Annotated in this window: 16 protein-coding genes and 5 pseudogenes; 9 read left to right on the forward strand and 12 right to left on the reverse strand. The window is 42.8% G+C overall.

Annotated elements, in window-relative coordinates:
* Window positions 1-66 precede the first annotated feature (66 nt).
* From lptB to ACQ86K_RS04125, 3 genes and pseudogenes are all read left to right on the forward strand, one after another.
* A pseudogene (lptB, locus tag ACQ86K_RS04115) lies at window positions 67-806 on the forward strand (LPS export ABC transporter ATP-binding protein).
* Window positions 807-813: 7 nt separating this feature from the next.
* Window positions 814-2356 (forward strand): annotated as a pseudogene (locus ACQ86K_RS04120) (GH3 auxin-responsive promoter family protein).
* A 183-nt stretch (window positions 2357-2539) separates the two neighbouring features.
* Window positions 2540-3067 carry an REP-associated tyrosine transposase gene (locus tag ACQ86K_RS04125; RefSeq protein WP_091172143.1) on the forward strand — a complete coding sequence of 176 codons (528 nt, stop codon included), beginning with the start codon at window positions 2540-2542 and terminating at the stop codon, window positions 3065-3067.
* 163 nt (window positions 3068-3230) lie between these two features.
* On the opposite strand, the gene folP is transcribed toward ACQ86K_RS04125, so the two are convergent.
* Complete coding sequence (gene folP / locus ACQ86K_RS04130) at window positions 3231-4085, reverse strand: dihydropteroate synthase (protein ID WP_091172145.1); 855 nt, start codon at window positions 4083-4085, stop codon at window positions 3231-3233.
* Between the two features lie 177 nt (window positions 4086-4262).
* Between folP and ACQ86K_RS04135 the strand changes: the two genes are divergently transcribed.
* The 4 genes from ACQ86K_RS04135 to ACQ86K_RS04150 are packed head-to-tail and all read left to right on the forward strand — an operon-like array spanning window position 4263 to window position 7506.
* Window positions 4263-4754 carry a DUF1599 domain-containing protein gene (locus tag ACQ86K_RS04135; protein ID WP_090534301.1) on the forward strand — a complete coding sequence of 164 codons (492 nt, stop codon included), beginning with the start codon at window positions 4263-4265 and terminating at the stop codon, window positions 4752-4754.
* Between the two features lie 5 nt (window positions 4755-4759).
* Complete coding sequence (locus ACQ86K_RS04140) at window positions 4760-5923, forward strand: BT_3928 family protein (protein WP_431199848.1); 1164 nt, start codon at window positions 4760-4762, stop codon at window positions 5921-5923.
* 4 nt (window positions 5924-5927) lie between these two features.
* The gene (locus tag ACQ86K_RS04145) at window positions 5928-6986 is read left to right on the forward strand and encodes an ABC transporter permease (RefSeq protein WP_091172149.1); all 1059 of its coding nucleotides are present in this window, start codon (window positions 5928-5930) and stop codon (window positions 6984-6986) included.
* A 10-nt stretch (window positions 6987-6996) separates the two neighbouring features.
* Window positions 6997-7506 (forward strand): shikimate kinase, encoded by a 510-nt coding sequence (locus ACQ86K_RS04150; protein ID WP_091172152.1) that lies wholly within the window; start codon window positions 6997-6999, stop codon window positions 7504-7506.
* Window positions 7507-7790: 284 nt separating this feature from the next.
* On the opposite strand, the gene ACQ86K_RS04155 is transcribed toward ACQ86K_RS04150, so the two are convergent.
* The 11 genes and pseudogenes from ACQ86K_RS04155 to kbl form a co-directional block, all read right to left on the reverse strand.
* Window positions 7791-8027 carry a hypothetical protein gene (locus ACQ86K_RS04155; RefSeq protein WP_091172156.1) on the reverse strand — a complete coding sequence of 79 codons (237 nt, stop codon included), beginning with the start codon at window positions 8025-8027 and terminating at the stop codon, window positions 7791-7793.
* Between the two features lie 30 nt (window positions 8028-8057).
* A complete protein-coding gene (locus ACQ86K_RS04160) occupies window positions 8058-8510 on the reverse strand; it encodes a phosphoribosyltransferase family protein (RefSeq protein WP_431199849.1) in 453 nt (150 codons plus the stop codon).
* A 190-nt stretch (window positions 8511-8700) separates the two neighbouring features.
* Window positions 8701-9096: a hypothetical protein gene (locus tag ACQ86K_RS04165; protein ID WP_091172158.1), complete on the reverse strand. Its 396-nt coding sequence runs from the start codon at window positions 9094-9096 to the stop codon at window positions 8701-8703.
* A gap of 124 nt (window positions 9097-9220) precedes the next feature.
* Window positions 9221-10630 (reverse strand): 23S rRNA (uracil(1939)-C(5))-methyltransferase RlmD, encoded by a 1410-nt coding sequence (rlmD, locus tag ACQ86K_RS04170; protein ID WP_091172160.1) that lies wholly within the window; start codon window positions 10628-10630, stop codon window positions 9221-9223.
* 334 nt (window positions 10631-10964) lie between these two features.
* Window positions 10965-12299, reverse strand: a complete 1335-nt coding sequence (gene creD / locus ACQ86K_RS04175; RefSeq protein ID WP_091172162.1) for a cell envelope integrity protein CreD — start codon at window positions 12297-12299, stop codon at window positions 10965-10967.
* A gap of 349 nt (window positions 12300-12648) precedes the next feature.
* Window positions 12649-13229: pseudogene (locus tag ACQ86K_RS04180) on the reverse strand (TetR/AcrR family transcriptional regulator).
* Window positions 13230-13380: 151 nt separating this feature from the next.
* Window positions 13381-13641 carry a hypothetical protein gene (locus tag ACQ86K_RS04185; RefSeq protein ID WP_431199850.1) on the reverse strand — a complete coding sequence of 87 codons (261 nt, stop codon included), beginning with the start codon at window positions 13639-13641 and terminating at the stop codon, window positions 13381-13383.
* Window positions 13638-14672 carry a phenylalanine--tRNA ligase subunit alpha gene (gene pheS / locus ACQ86K_RS04190; protein WP_176844531.1) on the reverse strand — a complete coding sequence of 345 codons (1035 nt, stop codon included), beginning with the start codon at window positions 14670-14672 and terminating at the stop codon, window positions 13638-13640. Before pheS ends, ACQ86K_RS04185 begins: the two co-directional genes overlap by 4 nt.
* Window positions 14672-15088 carry a type II toxin-antitoxin system VapC family toxin gene (locus ACQ86K_RS04195; RefSeq protein ID WP_091172169.1) on the reverse strand — a complete coding sequence of 139 codons (417 nt, stop codon included), beginning with the start codon at window positions 15086-15088 and terminating at the stop codon, window positions 14672-14674. Before ACQ86K_RS04195 ends, pheS begins: the two co-directional genes overlap by 1 nt.
* A 120-nt stretch (window positions 15089-15208) precedes the next feature.
* On the reverse strand, window positions 15209-15358 hold the full coding sequence (locus tag ACQ86K_RS04200; protein WP_431199851.1) for a DUF6364 family protein: 150 nt from the start codon (window positions 15356-15358) through the stop codon (window positions 15209-15211).
* Between the two features lie 41 nt (window positions 15359-15399).
* Window positions 15400-16589 (reverse strand): annotated as a pseudogene (gene kbl, locus ACQ86K_RS04205) (glycine C-acetyltransferase).
* Between the two features lie 130 nt (window positions 16590-16719).
* Here kbl and ACQ86K_RS04210 point away from each other — a divergent pair.
* Window positions 16720-19199 (forward strand): annotated as a pseudogene (locus tag ACQ86K_RS04210) (DUF5686 and carboxypeptidase regulatory-like domain-containing protein).
* Between the two features lie 201 nt (window positions 19200-19400).
* On the forward strand, window positions 19401-20357 hold the full coding sequence (locus ACQ86K_RS04215) for a rhodanese-related sulfurtransferase (RefSeq protein WP_091172177.1): 957 nt from the start codon (window positions 19401-19403) through the stop codon (window positions 20355-20357).
* Window positions 20358-20428 lie beyond the last annotated feature (71 nt).

Genomic DNA, 20428 nt, shown 5'->3' on the forward strand with positions numbered 1-20428 from the left:
AGGAGAGGGTTGGGTGAGGTAATCAGGGTAATCCATGAATCCCGGAAATCATGGTTCAGACAAAAAATGATACTAAGAGCAGATAATTTAGTTAAGAAATACAAGCAGCGTACCGTTGTTAACGACGTGTCTTTTGATGTGGCACAAGGTGAAATTGTTGGCTTACTTGGGCCTAATGGCGCAGGTAAAACCACATCATTTTATATGATAGTAGGTTTGATAAAACCTAATGAAGGTACTATTCACCTGGATAATCAGGACATAACGCAAGATCCGATGTACCGCCGTGCCCAAAAGGGATAGGCTACCTGGCGCAGGAAGCCTCGGTATTCAGGAAGCTTTCGGTTGAGGATAATATTAAGGCGGTGCTTGAAATGGGCGATATGTCTAAAGAAAAGCAAAAAGATAAGCTGGAAGAGCTGATCGATGAGTTTAGCTTGCACAAAGTGCGTAAAAACCGGGGCGACCTGTTATCGGGCGGTGAGCGCCGTCGCACAGAAATTGCCCGCGCGCTTGCTGCCGAGCCAAACTTTATCCTGTTGGATGAGCCTTTTGCAGGGGTTGACCCGATTGCGGTAGAGGAGATCCAGGCGATGGTGGCCAAACTGCGTACCCGCAACATCGGTATATTAATAACCGACCACAACGTGCAGGAAACGCTATCGATCACCGACCGCGCATACCTGCTTTTTGAAGGTAAAATATTAGAATCAGGCGTGCCCGAGGTATTGGCTGAGAATGAAATGGTGAGGAAAGTGTATCTTGGGGCAAACTTTGTGCTTAAAAGAAAGGTTTTTCCTCAATAATAACCCTATGACCCTCTTTAACTCCGTATTTACCTGGTTCATGAAAAAGCGTATCCACCAGATAGAGCTTTTTATGAAGTACCCTAATGAAGTGCAGGAAGAATGGTTTGAGCAACTTGTATCGGTTGCTGAAAACACGGAGTGGGGCAAAAAACACCATTATAAAAGTATCGAAAATCTGGGCCAGTTTAAGGAGCGCGTCCTCATACAAAATTACGATACGTTAAAGCCTTACATTGAGCGGATGCTTAAAGGCGAAAAAAATGTGCTGTGGCCTTCAGAGATCCGCTGGTTTGCGAAATCATCGGGTACTACCAGCGACAGGAGCAAATTTATCCCGGTAAGTGAAGAAGCGTTGGAAGAATGCCACTTTAAAGGTGGCAAGGACCTGCTCACCATTTATTTCAATAATCAGCCTAACGCCCGTATGTTTACGGGGAAAATCCTGACGCTCGGGGGCAGTCACCAGATCAGTCAGCTAAGTCCGGATACTTCCTTTGGAGATCTTTCGGCGGTGATCATGAAAAACCTGCCCATGTGGGCCGAGTTTCACCGTACACCGCATTTAGACATTGCCCTGCTCGAAAATTTTGAGGAAAAGATTGAGAAGATAGCCCATGCTACTAAGGATGTTAATGTTACCAGTATCAGCGGCGTACCCACCTGGAACCTGGTGTTGTTTAAACGCATCCTGGAGATCACCGGCAAAAATAACCTGCTTGAAATTTGGCCCAACCTGGAAATGTATTTCCATGGCGCGGTGAATTTTACACCTTACCGCGAGCAGTTTAAAAAGCTTATCCCTCATGAGGATATGTATTACCTCGAAAATTATAACGCTTCCGAAGGCTTCTTTGGCATACAAGATACCAAAGAGCCCGGCGATATGCTGCTGATGCTTGATTACGGTGTTTTTTACGAGTTTTTACCCATCGAAAACCTTCACGATGAAAACCCTGAAACACTTACTCTTGATGAGGTGGAACTAAACAAAAACTACGCGCTCATCATATCAACCAATGCGGGCCTGTGGCGCTACATGATAGGGGATACCATTAAGTTTTCGTCGCTTTCGCCATTCAGGATCCAGATCACGGGTCGTACCAAACATTTTATCAATGCCTTTGGCGAGGAGGTAATCATTGACAATGCCGAACGTGCATTGGACGAAGCCTGCTCGCAAACAGGCGCCATTATCAGGGAATACACCGCAGCTCCCGTATATTTTAACGGCAATGAATGCGGTGCCCATGAGTGGATTATTGAATTTGAAAAGAAACCGGCCGAGTTTGAGCGTTTTGTTGACCTGTTGGATGAAACCCTGCGCCGCATCAACTCCGACTATGACGCCAAACGTTTTAAAGACCTTGCCCTTCGCCGCCCGATAGTCTCGTCGCGCACCTGATGGTACTTTCTTTAACTGGATGAGGGAAAAAGGAAAATTAGGCGGCCAGCATAAGGTACCACGCCTGGCTAATGACCGGGAATATGTTGATGCTATTTTGAAAACGATGGAAGGGGCTTTTCAGAATCAGGACTTTAAGAATTAAGAAGCAAAAAGAAAAAGGTTAACGCAGGCCGGAGGCCTGGGAATAGTTACCACTCGGCTGGAGCCGAGCGGTGGCGGGAAAATAGAAATAAAATAAATAAACAAACACGCTGACGCTCGGCTCCAGCCGAGTGTCGACTATCAAGCGGCCTCCCGGCCGCCGTAGCGCAAATAAGCCTAAATCATGTCAGAATTCAGAAAAGCCAATACAGATCGCCCGTTTTTTGTAACCCTCACGGTAGTTGGCTGGATAGATGTTTTCACCCGGTCTGAATATTGCGAAGAGTTTTTAAATAACCTGGAATTTTGCAGAAAAAACAAGGGCTTAAAGGTGTATGCTTATTGTATAATGGTTAGCCATATTCATCTCATAGTTGAATCTGAGGAAGCAAAACTTCCGCAAATTATAAGAGACCTCAAAAGTTATACAGCTAAGCGTATTATAGCATTGATAACTGATAGCCATACGGAAAGCAGAAAAGAATGGCTGCATTATATGTTCAGATATTATGCAAATGCTACTCAGCAAAATAGTGAATATCAGTTTTGGCAAAAGACAACGCATCCTACCGAGCTGATAACAGTAAAAGTGTTTGATCAGAAGGCAGATTATATTCACAATAATCCTGTTGAAGCTATGATTGTGAACGATCCTGTAGCTTATGTGTATAGTAGCGCTAACCCTGATTCTGTGTTTAAGGTTGACGAGTAGCAGTTAATTGTTTGGGCTGCGGCGGCCGGGAGGCCGCGAAATAGTCGACACTCGGCAGGAGCCGAGCGTCAGCGTTAAGTTGATAAAAAATTAAAATAAAAAAGGCCGGCGCTCGGCTCTCGCCGAGTGCCAAACTATCAAGCGGCCTCCCGGCCGCCGAATTTTAACTTTTACAAGCCTCCCAAATCTTCACCGCCTCCACGGCCTCTTTCACATCATGTACCCTCAAAATATTGGTACCTTTCGTCAATGCAATAGTATTTAAAGCTGTAGTACCATTCAACGCCTCTTTCGCCGTATTCCCCAATAAACCGTAGATCATCCTTTTACGGGAGATACCAGTAAGCACAGGTAAACCCAACATATTAAACTCATTCATCCGGCTCATCAGTTCATAACTATGCTCCGCTTTTTTAGCAAAGCCGAAACCTGGGTCAAGGATCACATCATGTACCCCAAGGCGTTTTAATTCGCTGTATTTCGAGATAAAATAATCAAACACCTCACCAAATACATCGTCATATTCGGCCAGTTGGTTCATGGTTTGCGGAGTGCCTTTCATATGCATCAAGATATAAGGCACCTGCAGGCGGGCAACAGTAGCAAACATATCACCATCAAGCATGCCGCCTGATATATCATTGATAATATGTGCGCCGCCTTTTACAGCCGCTTCGGCAACCTTTGCCCGGAAGGTATCTATCGACATAATAGCCTCCGGGAATTGGGCAGCAATAGCTTCAACAACAGGCAATAACCTGTCCGTTTCTTCCTGAACCGAAATATCAACCGCTCCGGGGCGTGATGAATACGCGCCAATGTCTAAAAACGTTGCACCATCAGCGAGCATTTTTTGCGCCTGAAATAGGGCTTCATCAACGCCGGGTTTGCGGCTATCGGCAAAAAAGGAGTCGGGTGTGATATTGATAATGCCCATCACTTTTGGCGATGAAAGATCAATCAATCGGCCCCCGGCATTAAGTGTAACTTTTTTACGGAAAAATGTATTTTTAGTCACGGTTAGTTAAGTGTTGCAAAGTTATAATACGGCAAAGTTAACTAACTTTACAGGCGCAGGCTTCAAAACCTCCCAACATTTAAGCTTTACAACATTACAACAAACAAAACACATCATCTTTTGACTAATACAGCAGCAGAATACGAAGGCGTAATTAATATATGTAAAGGCCTTTTCATGAAAAAGACCCGCGACTACGGCACCGCATGGCGTATCCTCCGTCCGCAATCCATTACCGATCAGATTTTTATCAAGGCCCAGCGCATCCGCACTTTAGAAGAGAAGAAAATTTCAAAAGTGGGCGATGATATCACCGGCGAATACATCGGCATTGTTAACTATTGTGTGATAGCCATGATGCAGCTGGAATGCGGCCCCGAAATGTCGACCGAGCTTAACCCTGATCATGTGAGCCAGATGTTTGACGAGAAGGTGAATGAAACCAAAGAACTGATGTTTGCCAAAAATCATGATTACGGCGAAGCATGGCGCGATATGCGCATCAGTTCATTGACAGATCTGATACTGATGAAACTGCTCCGCGTAAAACAGATAGAAGATAATCAAGGCCTTACAGAAGCTTCAGAAGGTGTAAAAGCCAACTACCAGGATATGCTGAACTATGCCGTTTTCGCGCTGATCAAGCTTAATATACATCTGGGCAAATAAAGCTTATGAAAAATACATCATCAAATAGCGCTGTAATATGGATCCCACGCTTATTGGTGGGCTTGTTGTTTATATTTTCGGGAGCGATTAAAGCCAATGATCCGCTGGGCTTTTCGTATAAGCTGGTTGAGTATTTTGAGGTTTTTCATATAACTTTCCTCAATGGGCTTGCGCTTACGATGGCTATTGTGTTATGCGCGCTTGAAATGTTGCTGGGTTTCGCCTTGCTCATTGGTGCCCGCGCTGTTAAGGTTGCCTGGGGATTGTTATTACTGATCATCTTTTTTGGCTTTTTAACTTTTTACTCGGCCTTTTTTAAAGTGGTGCAAACCTGCGGCTGCTTTGGCGATGCTATTCCCTTAACACCATGGCAGTCCTTCAGTAAGGATATGGTTTTGCTGGCTTTGGTGCTGGTATTGTTTGTAAAGCGCAAAGAAATTAAGCCATTATTTAGCGCGAAGGTTGGCGATAAGTGGCTGATCTGCGCTGCCGTAGTTTCGGTTGGCTTCGGCGTATACACCTACAACTTTTCGCCGGTCATTGATTTTTTGCCATACAAAATAGGTGCTAACCTGCCCGATGAAATGAAGATTCCGCCTGGTGCACCTCTTGACGAGTTTGAACTTACCTATCACCTCAAAAACAAAAAGACTGGCGCTACCAGGGTGATGAACGATAAGGAATACCTTAAAAGTAATATCTGGAAGGACGCCAGTTGGGAAGTTGTTGGTGACCCGGAAAACCGCCTGGTAAAAAAGGGATATGAGCCTAAAATTCGTGACCTTGCTATCCAGGATGAACAGCGGAACGATTATACCAAAGAATTACTTTCGAGCCCTTTTTATAGCCTGTTCATTGTAGCCTATGATTTGAGCGAAACAGATAAAGATGCGATCAATCGCTTAAACGCATTGGCCATTAATTTGACTGATAATTATAATATCCGTACCGTACTGCTCACCTCAAATTCCGCAGCCGATGCCAAAGCGTTTGCCAAAGAGCATAAACTGATCAGCGAAATCTTTTATGCAGACGGTGTTCCGCTGAAATCAATGGTGCGTTCCAATCCGGGCGTTTTGTTAATTAAGAATGGCACCGTTATTAATAAGTGGCATTATCATTCGGTGCCTAAATACGAAGACATAGTAAAGGAATACTTGCAGAAATAACAAAATGATCCCCTACCTGCTCCGCAAATTAATGTACGGGCTGGCAGTAATGCTGGGGGTAGTGTTTGTTGTTTTTTTCCTGTTCAATATTTTACCTGTAGACCCTGCCCGTATGACCCAGGGGCAGCGTGCCGACGTACAATCGCTTCAGGCCGTACGCAAAGAGTTTGGGCTGGATAAACCAGTCCCGGTGCAATTCGCCTATTATCTGAATGATCTTTCCCCATTAGGGATCCATCTTAATACGGCTGACGAGCAACAGCGCTACGGCTATGTAAAACTATTCCCGGTGAGCAAAAGCAAAGTGCTGGCGTTGAAATGGCCTTATTTAAGGCGTTCATACCAAACCCGTAAAGATGTAGCTTCATTATTGATGGAAGTAATCCCGAATACACTGGTGCTTGCCGCGGCTGCTATGATCTTCGCTATCATTATCGGTGTTTTTTTGGGCGTGGCAAGCGCGGTTAATAAAGATACCTGGATTGATAAACTGGCTATTAGTTTTTCAACACTGGGCATTTCTGCCCCTTCTTTTTTTGCCGGGATTATCATTGCCTGGATCTTTGGTTTTGTGCTAAGTAATTACACGCATTTAAATATGTCGGGCAGTTTATATAGCTATGATCCTTTTAAAGGGGAGGTGATTACGCTGAAAAATCTGGTACTGCCGGTAATTACTTTGGGTTTGCGCCCATTGGCTATTATTGTGCAGCTTACCCGTAATGCGATGCTTGATGTTTTGGGGCAGGATTACATCCGAACTGCCAAAGCGAAAGGATTAAGTAACCGGACGATTATTTACCGTCATGCACTTAAAAATGCCATGAACCCGGTAATTACCGCCATTGCCAACTGGTTTGCGTCGCTTTTGGCAGGTTCGTTTTTTGTGGAATACATTTTTGGTTATAACGGATTAGGTAAAGCTACTGTTGATGCTTTGGAAATGTCGGATTTTCCGGTGGTGATGGGCTCTATATTGTTTATCGCGTTTATATTTGTAGTGATCAGTATCCTGGTGGATGTTATCTATGTTTGGATTGACCCTCGGGTAAAATTAAGCTGAAGAAATTTTTATGAAATATTTTATTGTGGGCTTTATGGGGTGTGGCAAAACAACCTGGAGCCGCAAACTGGCCGCCAAATGGGGCTATGAATTTATTGATCTTGACCATGTGCTCGAAGCCAAAGCAGGCATGAGCATAGCCGAATATTTTTCCTCATTTGGTGAAGATGCATTCCGTAAGCTGGAATCGCAGGTATTGAAAGAAACTGAATATGCCGAAAATACGGTGGTATCAACCGGTGGAGGATTGCCCTGTTTTTTTGATAACATGGATTGGATGAATGCCAACGGTAAAACCCTCTACATAAAACTATCTCCCAAAACCTTGGCCGACAGGCTGGAGAACAGCAAAACAATACGTCCGGTATTGCAAGGGAAAAAAGGTGATGAACTGATTGAATTTATAACAGGCAAACTGGCCGAACGCGAAGGCTTTTATCTGCAGGCAACAAATATTGTTGAAGGGATTGATATGTCGGTTGAGAAGCTGGAAGAGGCGTTGGGGGTTACGGCCACTTAGAAGTACTAATCCTATTATCCAATATTGCCACAATAGAAATTTTGTACTTGCTTGTGGTATAGAAAACAGAGAGCTGTTTACTTAAAACAGCTCTGTGCACCTTTTTATTAATTGAACTTTTAGGATATAATTCTGGAAAAGTTAGAATTACGCTTTCAAAAATCTCAAGGAGATGAAAAAATTTGTCAACTTCCCGTTGAGTGAATTTATATAATAGGTAATTTTTGATGGCCTCTGCATCTGATATTGAGCGATTCGTATAGTTGATACGGACTAACTGGTCTTTACCCATTTTTTAATCTATTCCAAAACTCTGCGGAGGAAATAGTTCTTCCCTGTTCAGCATCATCAACACCTTCATTTATATGCGTTCTTTGTGCCTCAGACAAATTTTCCCACCAATCCCCCTCAGATTTTGAACTCCTTATACTATCCAAAAAGGCAAGCAGATTTGAGTCAGAAAGCTGCTCAATCCATGCAATCAGGTTTGATTTGGTTTGTTTTATTTCAGCTATTGACATGTTTTTAGATTATAAACAAATTTAATAATCTTACCTCAAATAAACCGCATCCTCTTCGCCATCTTCTTCATCAAGCACTACATCAACATGTTCTTTAATAACGGTTGAAAGGGCCACACCGGCAAAATCCGTAGTGATAGGGAAGCTTTTATGATTACGGTCAACCAATACCGCGGTACGAAGTTTCTTGAGCGGAACATCTAAAAACACACCAAAGCCATAAGCAAGGGTTTTACCGCTGTTTAGTACATCATCAACCAGTATCACTACTTTATTGCTGCATTCCTCAACCTCAAAATCAATATTAGCGCTCAGGCTGCTGCTTTGTTTTTCGAGCTCGATGGTGATGATACGGCTTTTGAAAGGCGCAATACCGTCAAGTATGGTTTTCAGGCGTTCGGCAATGTGGTTACCGCGTGGCAGAATACCGGCTATCAGTATTTCATTCTCGTCAAAATTATCCTCCAGTATCTGGTAGGCCATCCTGTCGAGCTTTTGCTGGATCTGTTGCTTATTTAGTATGAGAAGCTTTTTTCAGGCATTTTTATCAGCATTATTTATTGCTCTTTTTAAAGGAGCTTTTATGCGGAAGCAGGATTTAACTAAAATAGTCCATTCCATATTGCGTCTTCGGGAGAAGGGGCCGCACGTCTCAAATTTATATAAATAAAACTTACTTAGCGTAAGGGAAAAACACAAAGTTTGCGCCTTCGGGAACCACTACAAATACGCACATAAATTGGTACGGATCTTTGTAGCTGTTAATAAAGCGTTCTTTCAGTACAGGCTTTATAACGTCTCGTTCTACAAATTCTTCCAATGTAGAAGCATGAATGCTCCATTCCGAGTTTAAATCATGACGATCAAGGATTAATTCGCCTAAACTAAGTTCGTGCTGATGAGCTATAAAAATAGGGTAGGAAGAAAGACCTTCGTTCATGATCTCCTCAGATACCTCTTTAATTGACTCGTTAAAATATTTTAGGTCGCGCTCCAAACTTATCAGTGGACTATCGGCCGCCGGTTTGTTGCGTTCATTTCCTTCGTTAAGCAGTTCTTCAGGGTTCATGACCGTTGATTTTTTTGATTACGCTGATTACGCTGATTTCGTTGATTTTTTTAGGGGATTACACCGGTTTTTTGATTAAGATTCAATTATCCGCAAGCCGATAACTATGAACCTCAACCATGAACTATATGCTTCTCAAAACAAGCAACACCACGTTCTCTACGTGCTGGGTATGCGGAAACATATCTACCGGCTGAATTTTAACCGTATCATATTTTTCTTTTAGCACCAGCAAGTCACGGGCCTGGGTGGCGGCATTGCAGCTTACATAAACAATTTTAGGGGCTTCAATTTCCATTAAGCGGGCTACTACATCAGGGTGCATGCCTGCACGTGGTGGGTCGGTAATGATCACATCCGGTTTGCCATGCTCAGCTACGAAATCGGCCACCAATACATCTTTCATATCACCCGCATAAAACTTGGTGTTGGTGATATTGTTAATGGCCGAATTTACCTTAGCATCTTCAATAGCAGTTGGTACATACTCAACACCAACAACTTCACGCACGTGACCGGCAACAAAGTTGGCAATGGTGCCGGCGCCCGTGTAAAGGTCATAAACCAGTTCATCGCCTTTAAAACCCGCAAAATCGCGGGTTATTTCATACAGACGGAGTGCCTGTACAGAGTTGGTCTGGTAAAATGACTTAGGCCCTATACGGAACTTGATGCCATTCATTTCCTCGTGGATATATTCGGGGCCTTTAAAGGCTACAACATCCTGGTCAAAAATAGTATCGTTCTTTTTCTGATTTACGATATATAACAATGAAGTTATTTCCGGGAAACGAGCGTCAATATGGCTCATCAGGTTATCGATCTCGCTTTGTTCCGCGTAAGCGAAAACCACAATAACCATGATCTCACCGGTTGATGAGGTGCGTACAACCAAATTGCGGAGCATACCGCTGTGATTACGCAGATCGTAATACGTATAACCCTGTTGAATGGTAAAATCACGGATCTCGTTACGCAGACTGTTGGAGGGCTCGGCCTGCAGATAGCAATGGTTTACATCTAATATTTTATCAAATCTGCCTGGAATGTGGAAACCGAGGGCATTCATATTCAGTGTGCCATCTTCTTTGTTTTCGCCGTCGTAAAGCCAGCGTTTGTTGGAGAATGTAAATTCAAGTTTGTTGCGGTAATACCTGTCGGCAGGAGATGGGACGATAGGCATTATGCCATCAACGTTGATCTTGGCCAGGCGACTTAAAGCATCGCCAACCGATTTTTGTTTGAATTTAAGCTGAGCCTCATAGGTCATGTGCTGCCATTTGCAGCCACCACAGGTGCCAAAGTGCTCACAGAAAGGAGTAGTGCGGTATTCAGAAGCTTGTTTTAATTCGGTGATCTTGCCTTCGCCGAAGTTTTTCTTACTCCGGTACACTTGTACATCGGCAATGTCGCCGGGTACGGCTTTATCTACGAAAAGAACAAAATCATCTGCCTTGCCTACACCTTTGCCTTCTTCGGCAATATCAATGATCTGTACGTTTTCAAAAAACTTTGGTTTGTTAGCTTTACTCATCAGGCTGCAAAGTTAACCCTATTTATTTAATCCTGAAAATGGGAGGAGAGGGACAAAAGAAAGCCGGTCGCCTTTAAAAGACGTTACGATCTTAAGCAGGATTTCTAAGCAAATAAACTTAGCAGATAGTTAACCATATTATCGTCAACGGTAATATCTTCTATCTCAAATTGCTCATCAATCAGGTCTGAAAGTTCTGTTAGTTCGCGGCTCATAAAATAAAAAATTACTATGCTAACATAGTAATTTTTAAACTAAAAACCAAATCGGTATAGGGTTTAATTTATAATCAACAAAGATTTCATAAATCTTTGTTGATTGGTATATGCAATGCTTAATTTTTATCCCAGTTTATCTTGCGCGAAAAGTACATCAACACCGCTATAATGATAAACAGCGCGATACTACCAACCATTAAGGCAAGATCTTCCAGTTGAATGATCACAAAGATGAAGGCATAAAAGACAGCCAAAATAAAGGCGAACAGTAACGCCGCCTTGCCGTTTTTGAGCAGGGATGATATAAATACGGATATAAGTGCTATGGTTGACACAGAAGCAATTAGATAAGCCATGTTGTAGCCAACCTGCTCTGAAAACGATAATAGCAACGTATAATAAATAACCATAGCCGCACCAATCAGTATGTAATTGAACATATGTATCGGTTGCTTGCGGATAACCTCGGTTAAAAACAAGGAGATAAAGGTGAGCAGGATAATGAATATCGCATACTTACTGGTACGCATGGTTTTCTGATACTGGTCAACCGGGAGACGGAGTTTTACCCCAAAGGTGGCATCTTTAAGTTTTTTGTCGTTATCCAACGTTTTTTCCTGACCGGTCCACTGTTGTGGGAATGGCCGGTTATAATACATCATACGCCAGCTGGCGCTAAAGCCGCTGGTATCAACTTTAGCGTCATCGGGGAGGAAATTGCCATCAAAGCTCGGGCTGCTCCAGTTGCTATTTACCCGCACATCGGTAGTTTTACCCATTTGTAAAAAGCTCAATCCTTCACTGCCTTTCAAATCAAGCGTGAAATCAAATGGAATTTCGTTATTGTTTATTGCTGAAAGATCAACACCGGCTTGCAAACCATTGCCAAATACGGATTCAAATGACGGTTCGGCGCCAAGTATGGGTTGAGTTGTTTTTATAACCGGGTTGCTTTTCAAACCTTTCAGGTCGCTCACACTAAATTCAAATCTTGCTTTGTTTAAAAGGAGCTGGTTTATATTTATACCGAGTGAGGAGAGATCAAGCCTGGCAAAATTACCGCTTACTTTTACCTGCGTATTGTATACCGCCACGTCAAAAATGCCCCGGTGCCTAAGCTGTGTTGTAAGGCCTGCCTTAATGTGAAGGTTGTCGGGCAAAATGTACAGGTTTTCTATAGGCGCCTGCTTAGCGGTGTCGGGCATATTTATTCCTTTTTTATAAGGGATAACCAATATTGGACCTTTAATGATCTGACTGGCCGACCAGCTATCTGATACCTCTTTGGCCGTTTCACCCTGTCTGGCTGCACGTTCGGTTACCAGGTTTTGGACGAAGGCTGATGGAATTAAGAGTAAAAGCGCCAATAGCCCGATAAAGATCAATTTAAATGTTGCCGACTCCCTGAGCCAGCCCAATGTTGTTTGTTTTGGTGATTGTTCCTCTATCATGATTGTTTAGATATAAAGTACTTTGTATTTCAAAGTGTATAATTAAAAAGAAGGGGCTCGTTGTTAAACCCAAGACAAATATAGCGTAAAGTACTTTGTATTTCAAAGTAAAAAATAGAAATTTTTACTCAAATAGTCAAAAACTGTTTAAAGGCCGGTCAGATAGCTATCAAATAAATTCATTGCCGTTGACTTTAGTCGACGGAATTATTGCGAAAGACAGAAGGCTTTAGCCGAAATACACCTTGGATTTGGGCTGAAGCCCGGCTATTACTCCTTTAATCCGTTGACTTTAGTCAACGGCAATAAGTAGGTCGTTCTTTAGGTAGTTTTTAATTGAAAGGTATTCTTAAACCGAAACCGCAGCCTTAACCAGATAAGGTAGGATCTCTTTCTGAAAAGAAACAAAATTCTTGCGCACGTCCGAATCACTTACCGAAGTAAAGGCAAAGCTAAACACGATGCTTTTGCTGCACTTGATCAGGAAGCGTAAGCGCTGCTGATAAGTTTCGTGCTTGCGGATACCTGGCAATTGGATAAACGATGCCATAAGCAATTCTTCCAGCTCATTAGAGAGATTTTTTAAAAATCCTGCGAATTGGTTGACTCGCGGATAAAGTCCCAGCCAATAAACTCGTTACAAACGGTGTAGGAGAGGCGGCAGGTTTTCATGATGAGGTTGTTGAGATAAACCTCTTCATCAATATCATTCCAATTGCTTTGTACCAGGTCGTCAACACTGGCTTTGATGTAGTCCATCAGCAGTACGTGCAATACGGCCTCTTTGCTATCGAAGTATTTATAGATGGTTGCCTTGGCAATTTTTGCCTTTTTGGCAATCTCGTTAACACTGGTTTTATGGTACCCGAATTTGCGGAAAAGTTCCTGTGCCGCCCGCTTAATACTATCTTTTATTTTGTCGGCTTCCATTAATTAGTTACTTGAATTTCAAACTGGGTAACAGCTACCCTATAGGTTCTTAATGCCTTTGTTGCCGGGGCTTTTACCGGAGTGCCATCTTCCAGGCTAAACTTTGAACCGCTGCAGGGATCGGTTACCGTAAAGCCTGTATTGTCAATTGTTACGGCGCATTTTTTTCGGGCTGATAGCTGCTACACCGGTCGTAGGCCGCATAAGTGCCGTTCACTTTACGGTAAATGATCAATCCGGACACACCATAACCATTAATGGCCACCGCGCCGCCCGCAACGTTAAGGGGGCTCAATGCCGGTGTGCCCAACGCGGCCTGGAAATTAACAGGTACGCTCGGTACATTATCGGTTGCTTTTCCGCACGAAAAGCAACCGATAACTACCAATAATATTATAGTGAGTTTCCTCATAAAATTTCAGTTTGGAACTGTTTAAGGAAACGTACGTCGTTTTCTGAAAACAGGCGCAGGTCGCGGATCACGTATTTTAGGTTGGCAATACGCTCCATACCCATACCAAAGGCAAAACCTGTATATTTTTTACTGTCGATACCGCAGTTTTCCAAAACGTTAGGATCAACCATGCCGCAGCCTAAAATCTCTACCCAACCGCTGTGTTTACACATGTTACAACCGGCACCACCGCAAATGGTACACGAAATATCCATTTCGGCAGATGGCTCGGTGAACGGGAAGTATGACGGACGGAAGCGTACCCTTGTACCTTCGCCATAAAGCTCCTGTACAAAGTGATAAAGCGTTTGTTTCAGATCAGAGAAAGATACATTCTCATCAACATACAAACCTTCAACCTGGTGGAAAAAGCAATGTGCACGAGCTGAAATTGCCTCGTTACGGTAAACCCTGCCCGGCATAATTGCACGGAACGGTGGTTTGCCGGCTTCCATCATCCGTACCTGTACCGATGAGGTGTGGGTACGCAGCGCAATATCATCTTTACCGTTATTCTTTTTAATAAAGAAGGTATCCTGCATGTCACGTGCCGGGTGCTCTTCCGGGAAGTTCAGGGCCGAGAAGTTATGCCAGTCGTCTTCAATTTCAGGGCCTTCGGCAACAACGAAACCTAAGCGCTTAAAGATATCGATGATCTCGTTACGCACCAATGATAACGGATGGCGTGAGCCAACAGTAAAGCCATCGCCGGGTAAAGTAAGATCGATTTCGGATTTCGAATTTTGGACGTCGGATGTTAAATTTTCCTTCAGTTCGTTATACTTAGCCTCGGCCAGTTGTTTAAACTCGTTAAGTACCTTGCCGAAAGTGCGTTTTTCTTCCGGACTAACGCTTTTAAACTGCTCAAAAAGGTCTTTAATAATACCCTTGGTGCCTAAAAATTTAATACGGAACGCCTCCAGTTCATCAGCATTAGCTGGCGAAAAAGCATTGATCTCGGCGGTATATTGGTCTATCTGAGCTTGCATTATAATGTGTTTAAAAATTGTTCGGCCGTTAAAACCGGTATGGTTGAGTTTTTATAGTCTTTTATATTTCGGGTGATGATGGCGTCGCAATTATGTTTTTGGGCAATGTGAAATTGGATGGCATCTTCAAAATCTGTGATATCACTTAATATTGCTGTTTCTATTGCATCGAATTCGAAAGGCAACACTTTTGCAGAATTAAACAGATTCTTTAAATTCTCCTTGGCTTTCAATATCCCAACCTGTTTCCTCAACACGTAAACTATGTTTGCTATTACCAATGAGGAGGTTCGCAATTCGATGTTTCTTTTTATGCACTCAATTAGCAGTATCTGAGTGTGGAAGAAAAAGGGATCCCTTTTTAAAAACATGTCCAGTAAAACATCGCTATCCAGAAAGGGGCGTTTATATGCCATATTTCTCTTTGAAATATTCGTGTTTCATATCATCGTAGCTCATATCCGGATTAGGATCCTTCACTATACCTGTAAGTTGTTTGATCCATTCAGGTATTTCCACATTTTTATACTTCTCTTTTATCGGATCGTCCTTTTTTCCTGCTCTGCTATGCCATCAAGAAACTCCTGCACCAGTTTGGATACACTGGTGTGTTGCCGTTTTGCATACTCCTTAACAAGAGACAGCGAATCGGCCTTGACACTCAAAGTTAACTTTGTACTTTCCATAAAAAGGAATTATATCTACAAATATAAAAAAACTAAGCGTGTTATTTAAGCACTCCCAGTTCCTTCCCCACCTTAGTAAACGCTGCGATAGCTTTATCAAGGTGGTGCATATCATGCGCTGCCGAGATCTGTACCCTGATCCTTGCTTTACCCTGCGGTACAACCGGATAGTAAAAGCCTATTACATAAATACCTTCGTCAAGCATTTTGGCTGCAAATTCCTGGGCCAGCTTGGCATCATATAACATAACCGGGACTATCGGATGCACGCCGGGTTTAATGTCAAAACCAGCTTCGGTCATTTTTTGACGGAAGTATTGCGTATTGCTTTCCAGTTTGTCGCGAAGCTCTGTGGTTTCGCTTAACATATCCAGTACCGCAATTGAAGCACCGGTAATTGCTGGTGCCAAAGTATTTGAGAACAAATACGGGCGCGAGCGCTGGCGTAGCATATCAATAATTTCTTTACGACCAGATGTAAAACCACCCGATGCGCCACCCAAAGCTTTACCTAATGTACCGGTGATGATATCAATCCTGCCCATCACATTATGATGTTCATGCGTACCACGACCATTCTTGCCCATAAAACCTGAGCAATGGCTCTCATCTATCATTACCAGCGCGTTGTATTTATCGGCCAGGTCGCAGATTTTATCTAACTGGGCAATGGTGCCGTCCATGCTGAAAGCACCGTCGGTTACGATAATGCGGTGGCGTAACTCCTGTGTAGCTTTTAATTTTTCTTCCAGGTCGGCCATATCATCGTGCTTGTAACGGTAGCGTTGGGCCTTGCAAAGGCGCACGCCGTCAATGATCGAAGCATGGTTCAGTTCGTCAGATATAATAGCGTCCTGATCGTTAAATAAAGGTTCAAACACGCCGCCGTTGGCATCAAAAGCCGCAGCGTAAAGTATGGTATCTTCAGTGCCCAAAAATTCAGCTATCTTTTTTCAAGCTCTTTGTGTATGTCCTGTGTACCACATATAAACCGTACAGACGATAAACCGTAACCATGCGTATCCATGGCATCTTTGGCGGCCTGTACTACTTTGGCATTACCCGATAGGCCGAGGTAGTTATTGGCGCAAAAGTTAATTACTTCGGCACCGCCCTGAACAGTAATATCGGCGCCCTGGGGCGAAGTAATGATCCGTTCCTTTTTGTATAACCCGGCGTTTTCAATTTCGGTTAACTCCTGTTGTAAAACCGGCTTTAGTGTGTTGTACATAGCATGCGTGTTTTAAAGAGGGCAAAATTAAGCATTCGCGGGCATTTGATAGGGTTTATTAAACCTTAAATAATTATTAACTGAATAATAAAACATTTTTAAGCCATAACACATTACCCATAAGTAACATATGAGAAAATATATACTACTATTAATCACTGCTTTTTGCGTAATAAGGGCCTCCGCACAGCAATCACTTTTAACAGGGAAGATAACCGATAAAAATGGACAGGTTATTCCATTTGTTTCTATTTATATCCGCAATTCCACCTATGGTACAACGGCCAACGAAAACGGAATTTACCAGTTTAAACTTGCCCCCGGTACCTATAACGTCATATATCGCTATGTTGGTTATACTGAAAAGATTGAAGAGGTTACCATAGCTGATCATGACCAGGAGCATAATGTACAAATGGCCGATGAAGTATTTGCCACCAACAGGGTAGCCGAAACCTATCGTAAAAACCGGGATGCTGCCGATACCATCATGAAGCAGGTGCTAAAAAAACGCAAGTACTATATTGAGGAAGCTACTTCGTACTCCTGCGCGGTTTACATCAAAGGAGTGCAAAAATTACTGAGCGTACCTAAATCATTGTTGGGGCAGGAGGTAAGGAAAACGCTCGATCTGGATACAAACGGTAGGGGGATACTCTACCAGTCCGAATCACTATCTGAATATAATTTTCAAAAGCCCAACAAGGTACGGGAGATTACCATTGCCAACCGGATGGCTGGCCAGAACACAGCATTTGGCTACAAAAAAGCGTCCGACCTGCAGGCTAATTTTTACCAGAATGTATTTACTATAAACGGGTTGGCTACCCGTGGCTTTGTTTCTCCGGTTGCTTCATATGGTCCCAGGTTTTATAATTACAAATTGCTGGGAACTTCTGTTGAAAATGGCCATACCATCCACAAAATCCAGGTGATTCCGAAACGCGGGCATGGTCAGTATTTTCAGGGCGATATTTATATTGTTGACGGCGACTGGCGTATTTATAGCGTTGACCTGTTTATTGAAAATAAAACAAGTAACCTCAACCTGGTTGATACTTTAAAGATCAGGCAGCAATACGTAGCCATAACCGATAGCGTATGGATGCCTGCATCAACCCAATACAGTTTTAAAGGGGCCGTTTTCGGATTTAAATTTGGCGGATATTACGCCGCTGTTTATAATAACTACAAAATCAACCCGACATTTCCTGATAACTTTTTTACCGGTGAGATTCTGAAAATTGATACGGTAGCTAATAGTAAAAAGCCGGGCTACTGGGCCGATGCAAGGCCCATACCTTTAACCGCTTTTGAGGATCGTGATTACAAAAAAAGGATGCCTTTGAAGAATATAAAAAGACGGATGCCTACCTGGATTCGCTTCAGCATCATAAAAATCATATTAATTACCCGGGTTACCTGATTTTTGGCTATGCGGCCAGCAATAAAAGCAACAGGGATTCATTATATATCTTCCCATTTATACAAACCTTTTACTACAACACGGTTGAGGGCTTTGGCATTAACGCAAAGGTAAGCTATATCCGTACAATTGATGATTTTCATTCATTAACCGTTACGCCGGCTGTTCGCTACGGCTTCTCCAATAAGACCTTTAGCGCCAACATGGGTTTTGAGTATAAGAACGATCCTTTCCATAACGCTAAGTTTTATGCTGATTTTGGCAGCGATGTGCTTGATCTTAACAATGTAGGCACGCGTTCGTTATATTTCAACACGCTGAGTACGCTTCTGAGCGAAAATAACTATGTTAAATATTACCGAAGCCATTATGGCGATTTCGGCTATCAGCGCGAAGTGTTAAACGGCGTGTTTTTAAAAGGAGGTTTGTCGTATTCAAGTCGCTCGCAGCTTTACAATACGTCTTTTAGCAAGATAAAGGATATTAAAGATCGCCAGTTTACATCAAATAATCCATTAGCTCCGCCGGGTACTCCGGCTGATGACCATTCTTTTTTGTTTCCGGATAATCAGGCGCTTGTATTTAACGCGTCGGCTACTTTTACTTTTGATCAGCGGTATGAAACACGGCCCACCGGCAAGTTTAATCTGCCTTCAAAATATCCAACCTTAACGGTAAACTACCGCAAGGGATTTAAAAATATTATTGGCTCGGATGTAGATTACGATTTTGCTTCTGTCGATCTCTCGCAGGACCATATCCGTGTCGGCCTTTCGGGTTATTCATCATTTAAAGTATCGGGCGGAGGCTTTTTCAATAACAACAACCTGTACTACATGGATTATAACCACTTTTTAGGTAACCAGGGTACCACTTTTGATCCTACCTATGTAGGTAGTTTCCACTTCCTGCCTTTTTATACCTACAGTACCAACGGTGCGTTTTTAGAGGCGCATTACCAACATAATTTTGCAGGTTCACTATTTAATCATATCCCGTTGTTAAGAAAGTGGAAGCTTGAAGAAATTATCGGTGCCAACTACCTCACCACGAAAAATAACCGCAATTATCGCGAGTTTTACGTAGGCATACAGCGCTTAATTTTCCGTGTTGACTACGGTATCTCCTACGCCGGCGATAAAAAATACATCCAGGGCTTCAGGATCTTTTATGGGATAAGATAAGGTTTTGAAGGTAAAAGGTTAAAGGCGAAAGGTAAGAGGTTTTTTGCCTAAGGCAGAAAGTCCTAGCTACCTTTCGCCTAAAATATTGCAGCTACCTTTCGCCTTTTACCTTTTGCCTTTTACCTCATTTTGAGCTTTCACCTAAAAATCTTACATTTGCGCCGCTCATTTAACACTGTTTGCAGCAGTATCAATGATTTTATGAAAATGTATAATACCCTACTATACTATTGTTATTCAACAATAGCTAATGCGGAGCAATTTGCTGCCGATCATTTAAAATTTTGTAAAAGTTTAGGTTTAACCGGGCGCATTATTGTGGCCGATGAAGGGCTTAACGGTACTGTTTCTGGTACTGTTGAGGCATGTAAAACCTATATGGATACCGTACACGCCGACGAGCGTTTTGCCGGTATCGACTTTAAAATTGATGAAGTAGATACGCCTTCCTTTGTAAAAATGCATGTGCGTTATAAGTCAGAAATTGTACACTCAGGTCTCCGTGACCCTAATGTCATCGACCCTAAACAAAAAACCGGCAAACACCTGGAGCCAAAAGAGTTTTTGGCTATGAAAGACAGGGACGATGTTGTTGTTTTGGATGTGCGCTCAAACTATGAACACTCGTTAGGCAAGTTCAAAAATGCCGTAACGCTCGATATCGATAACTTCCGTGATTTTCCGGATATGATCAATCAGCTTGCACAATACAAGGATAAAAAGATCCTGACATATTGCACCGGTGGCATCAAATGCGAAAAAGCATCGGCCTTATTGTTGCACGAGGGTTTCCCGGAAGTGTACCAGTTGCATGGTGGTATCATTAAATATGGTAAGGAAGCCGGCGGCGAGGATTTTGAGGGCAAATGCTATGTATTTGATAACCGCCTTTCGGTTGATGTAAACAGCGTGAACCCGGTTGTTATTTCAACCTGTTTAAATTGCGGCAAAACCACACCAAAAATGATCAATTGCGCCAATCCCGAGTGCAACGAGCATTTTACCCAGTGCGATGAATGCGGAACCGCTATGGACGGCTGCTGCAGCGATGCTTGTAAAGAGCATCCGCGTAAACGGGTTTATGATGGTACCGGGTATTATGTAAAAGTACCTCAACCGGTAAATGTGAGTAAAAATAAACTGCAGCCAATAGTATAACAGCTGTGGCACAATTAATTATATAAGGCTTACCCTCAAGGGTAGGCTTTTTTATTTTGTCGGGTACAAAC

This window comes from Mucilaginibacter sp. P19 (assembly GCF_050632265.1).
In the GTDB taxonomy this organism is placed as follows: Bacteria; Bacteroidota; Bacteroidia; order Sphingobacteriales; family Sphingobacteriaceae; genus Mucilaginibacter; species Mucilaginibacter gossypii.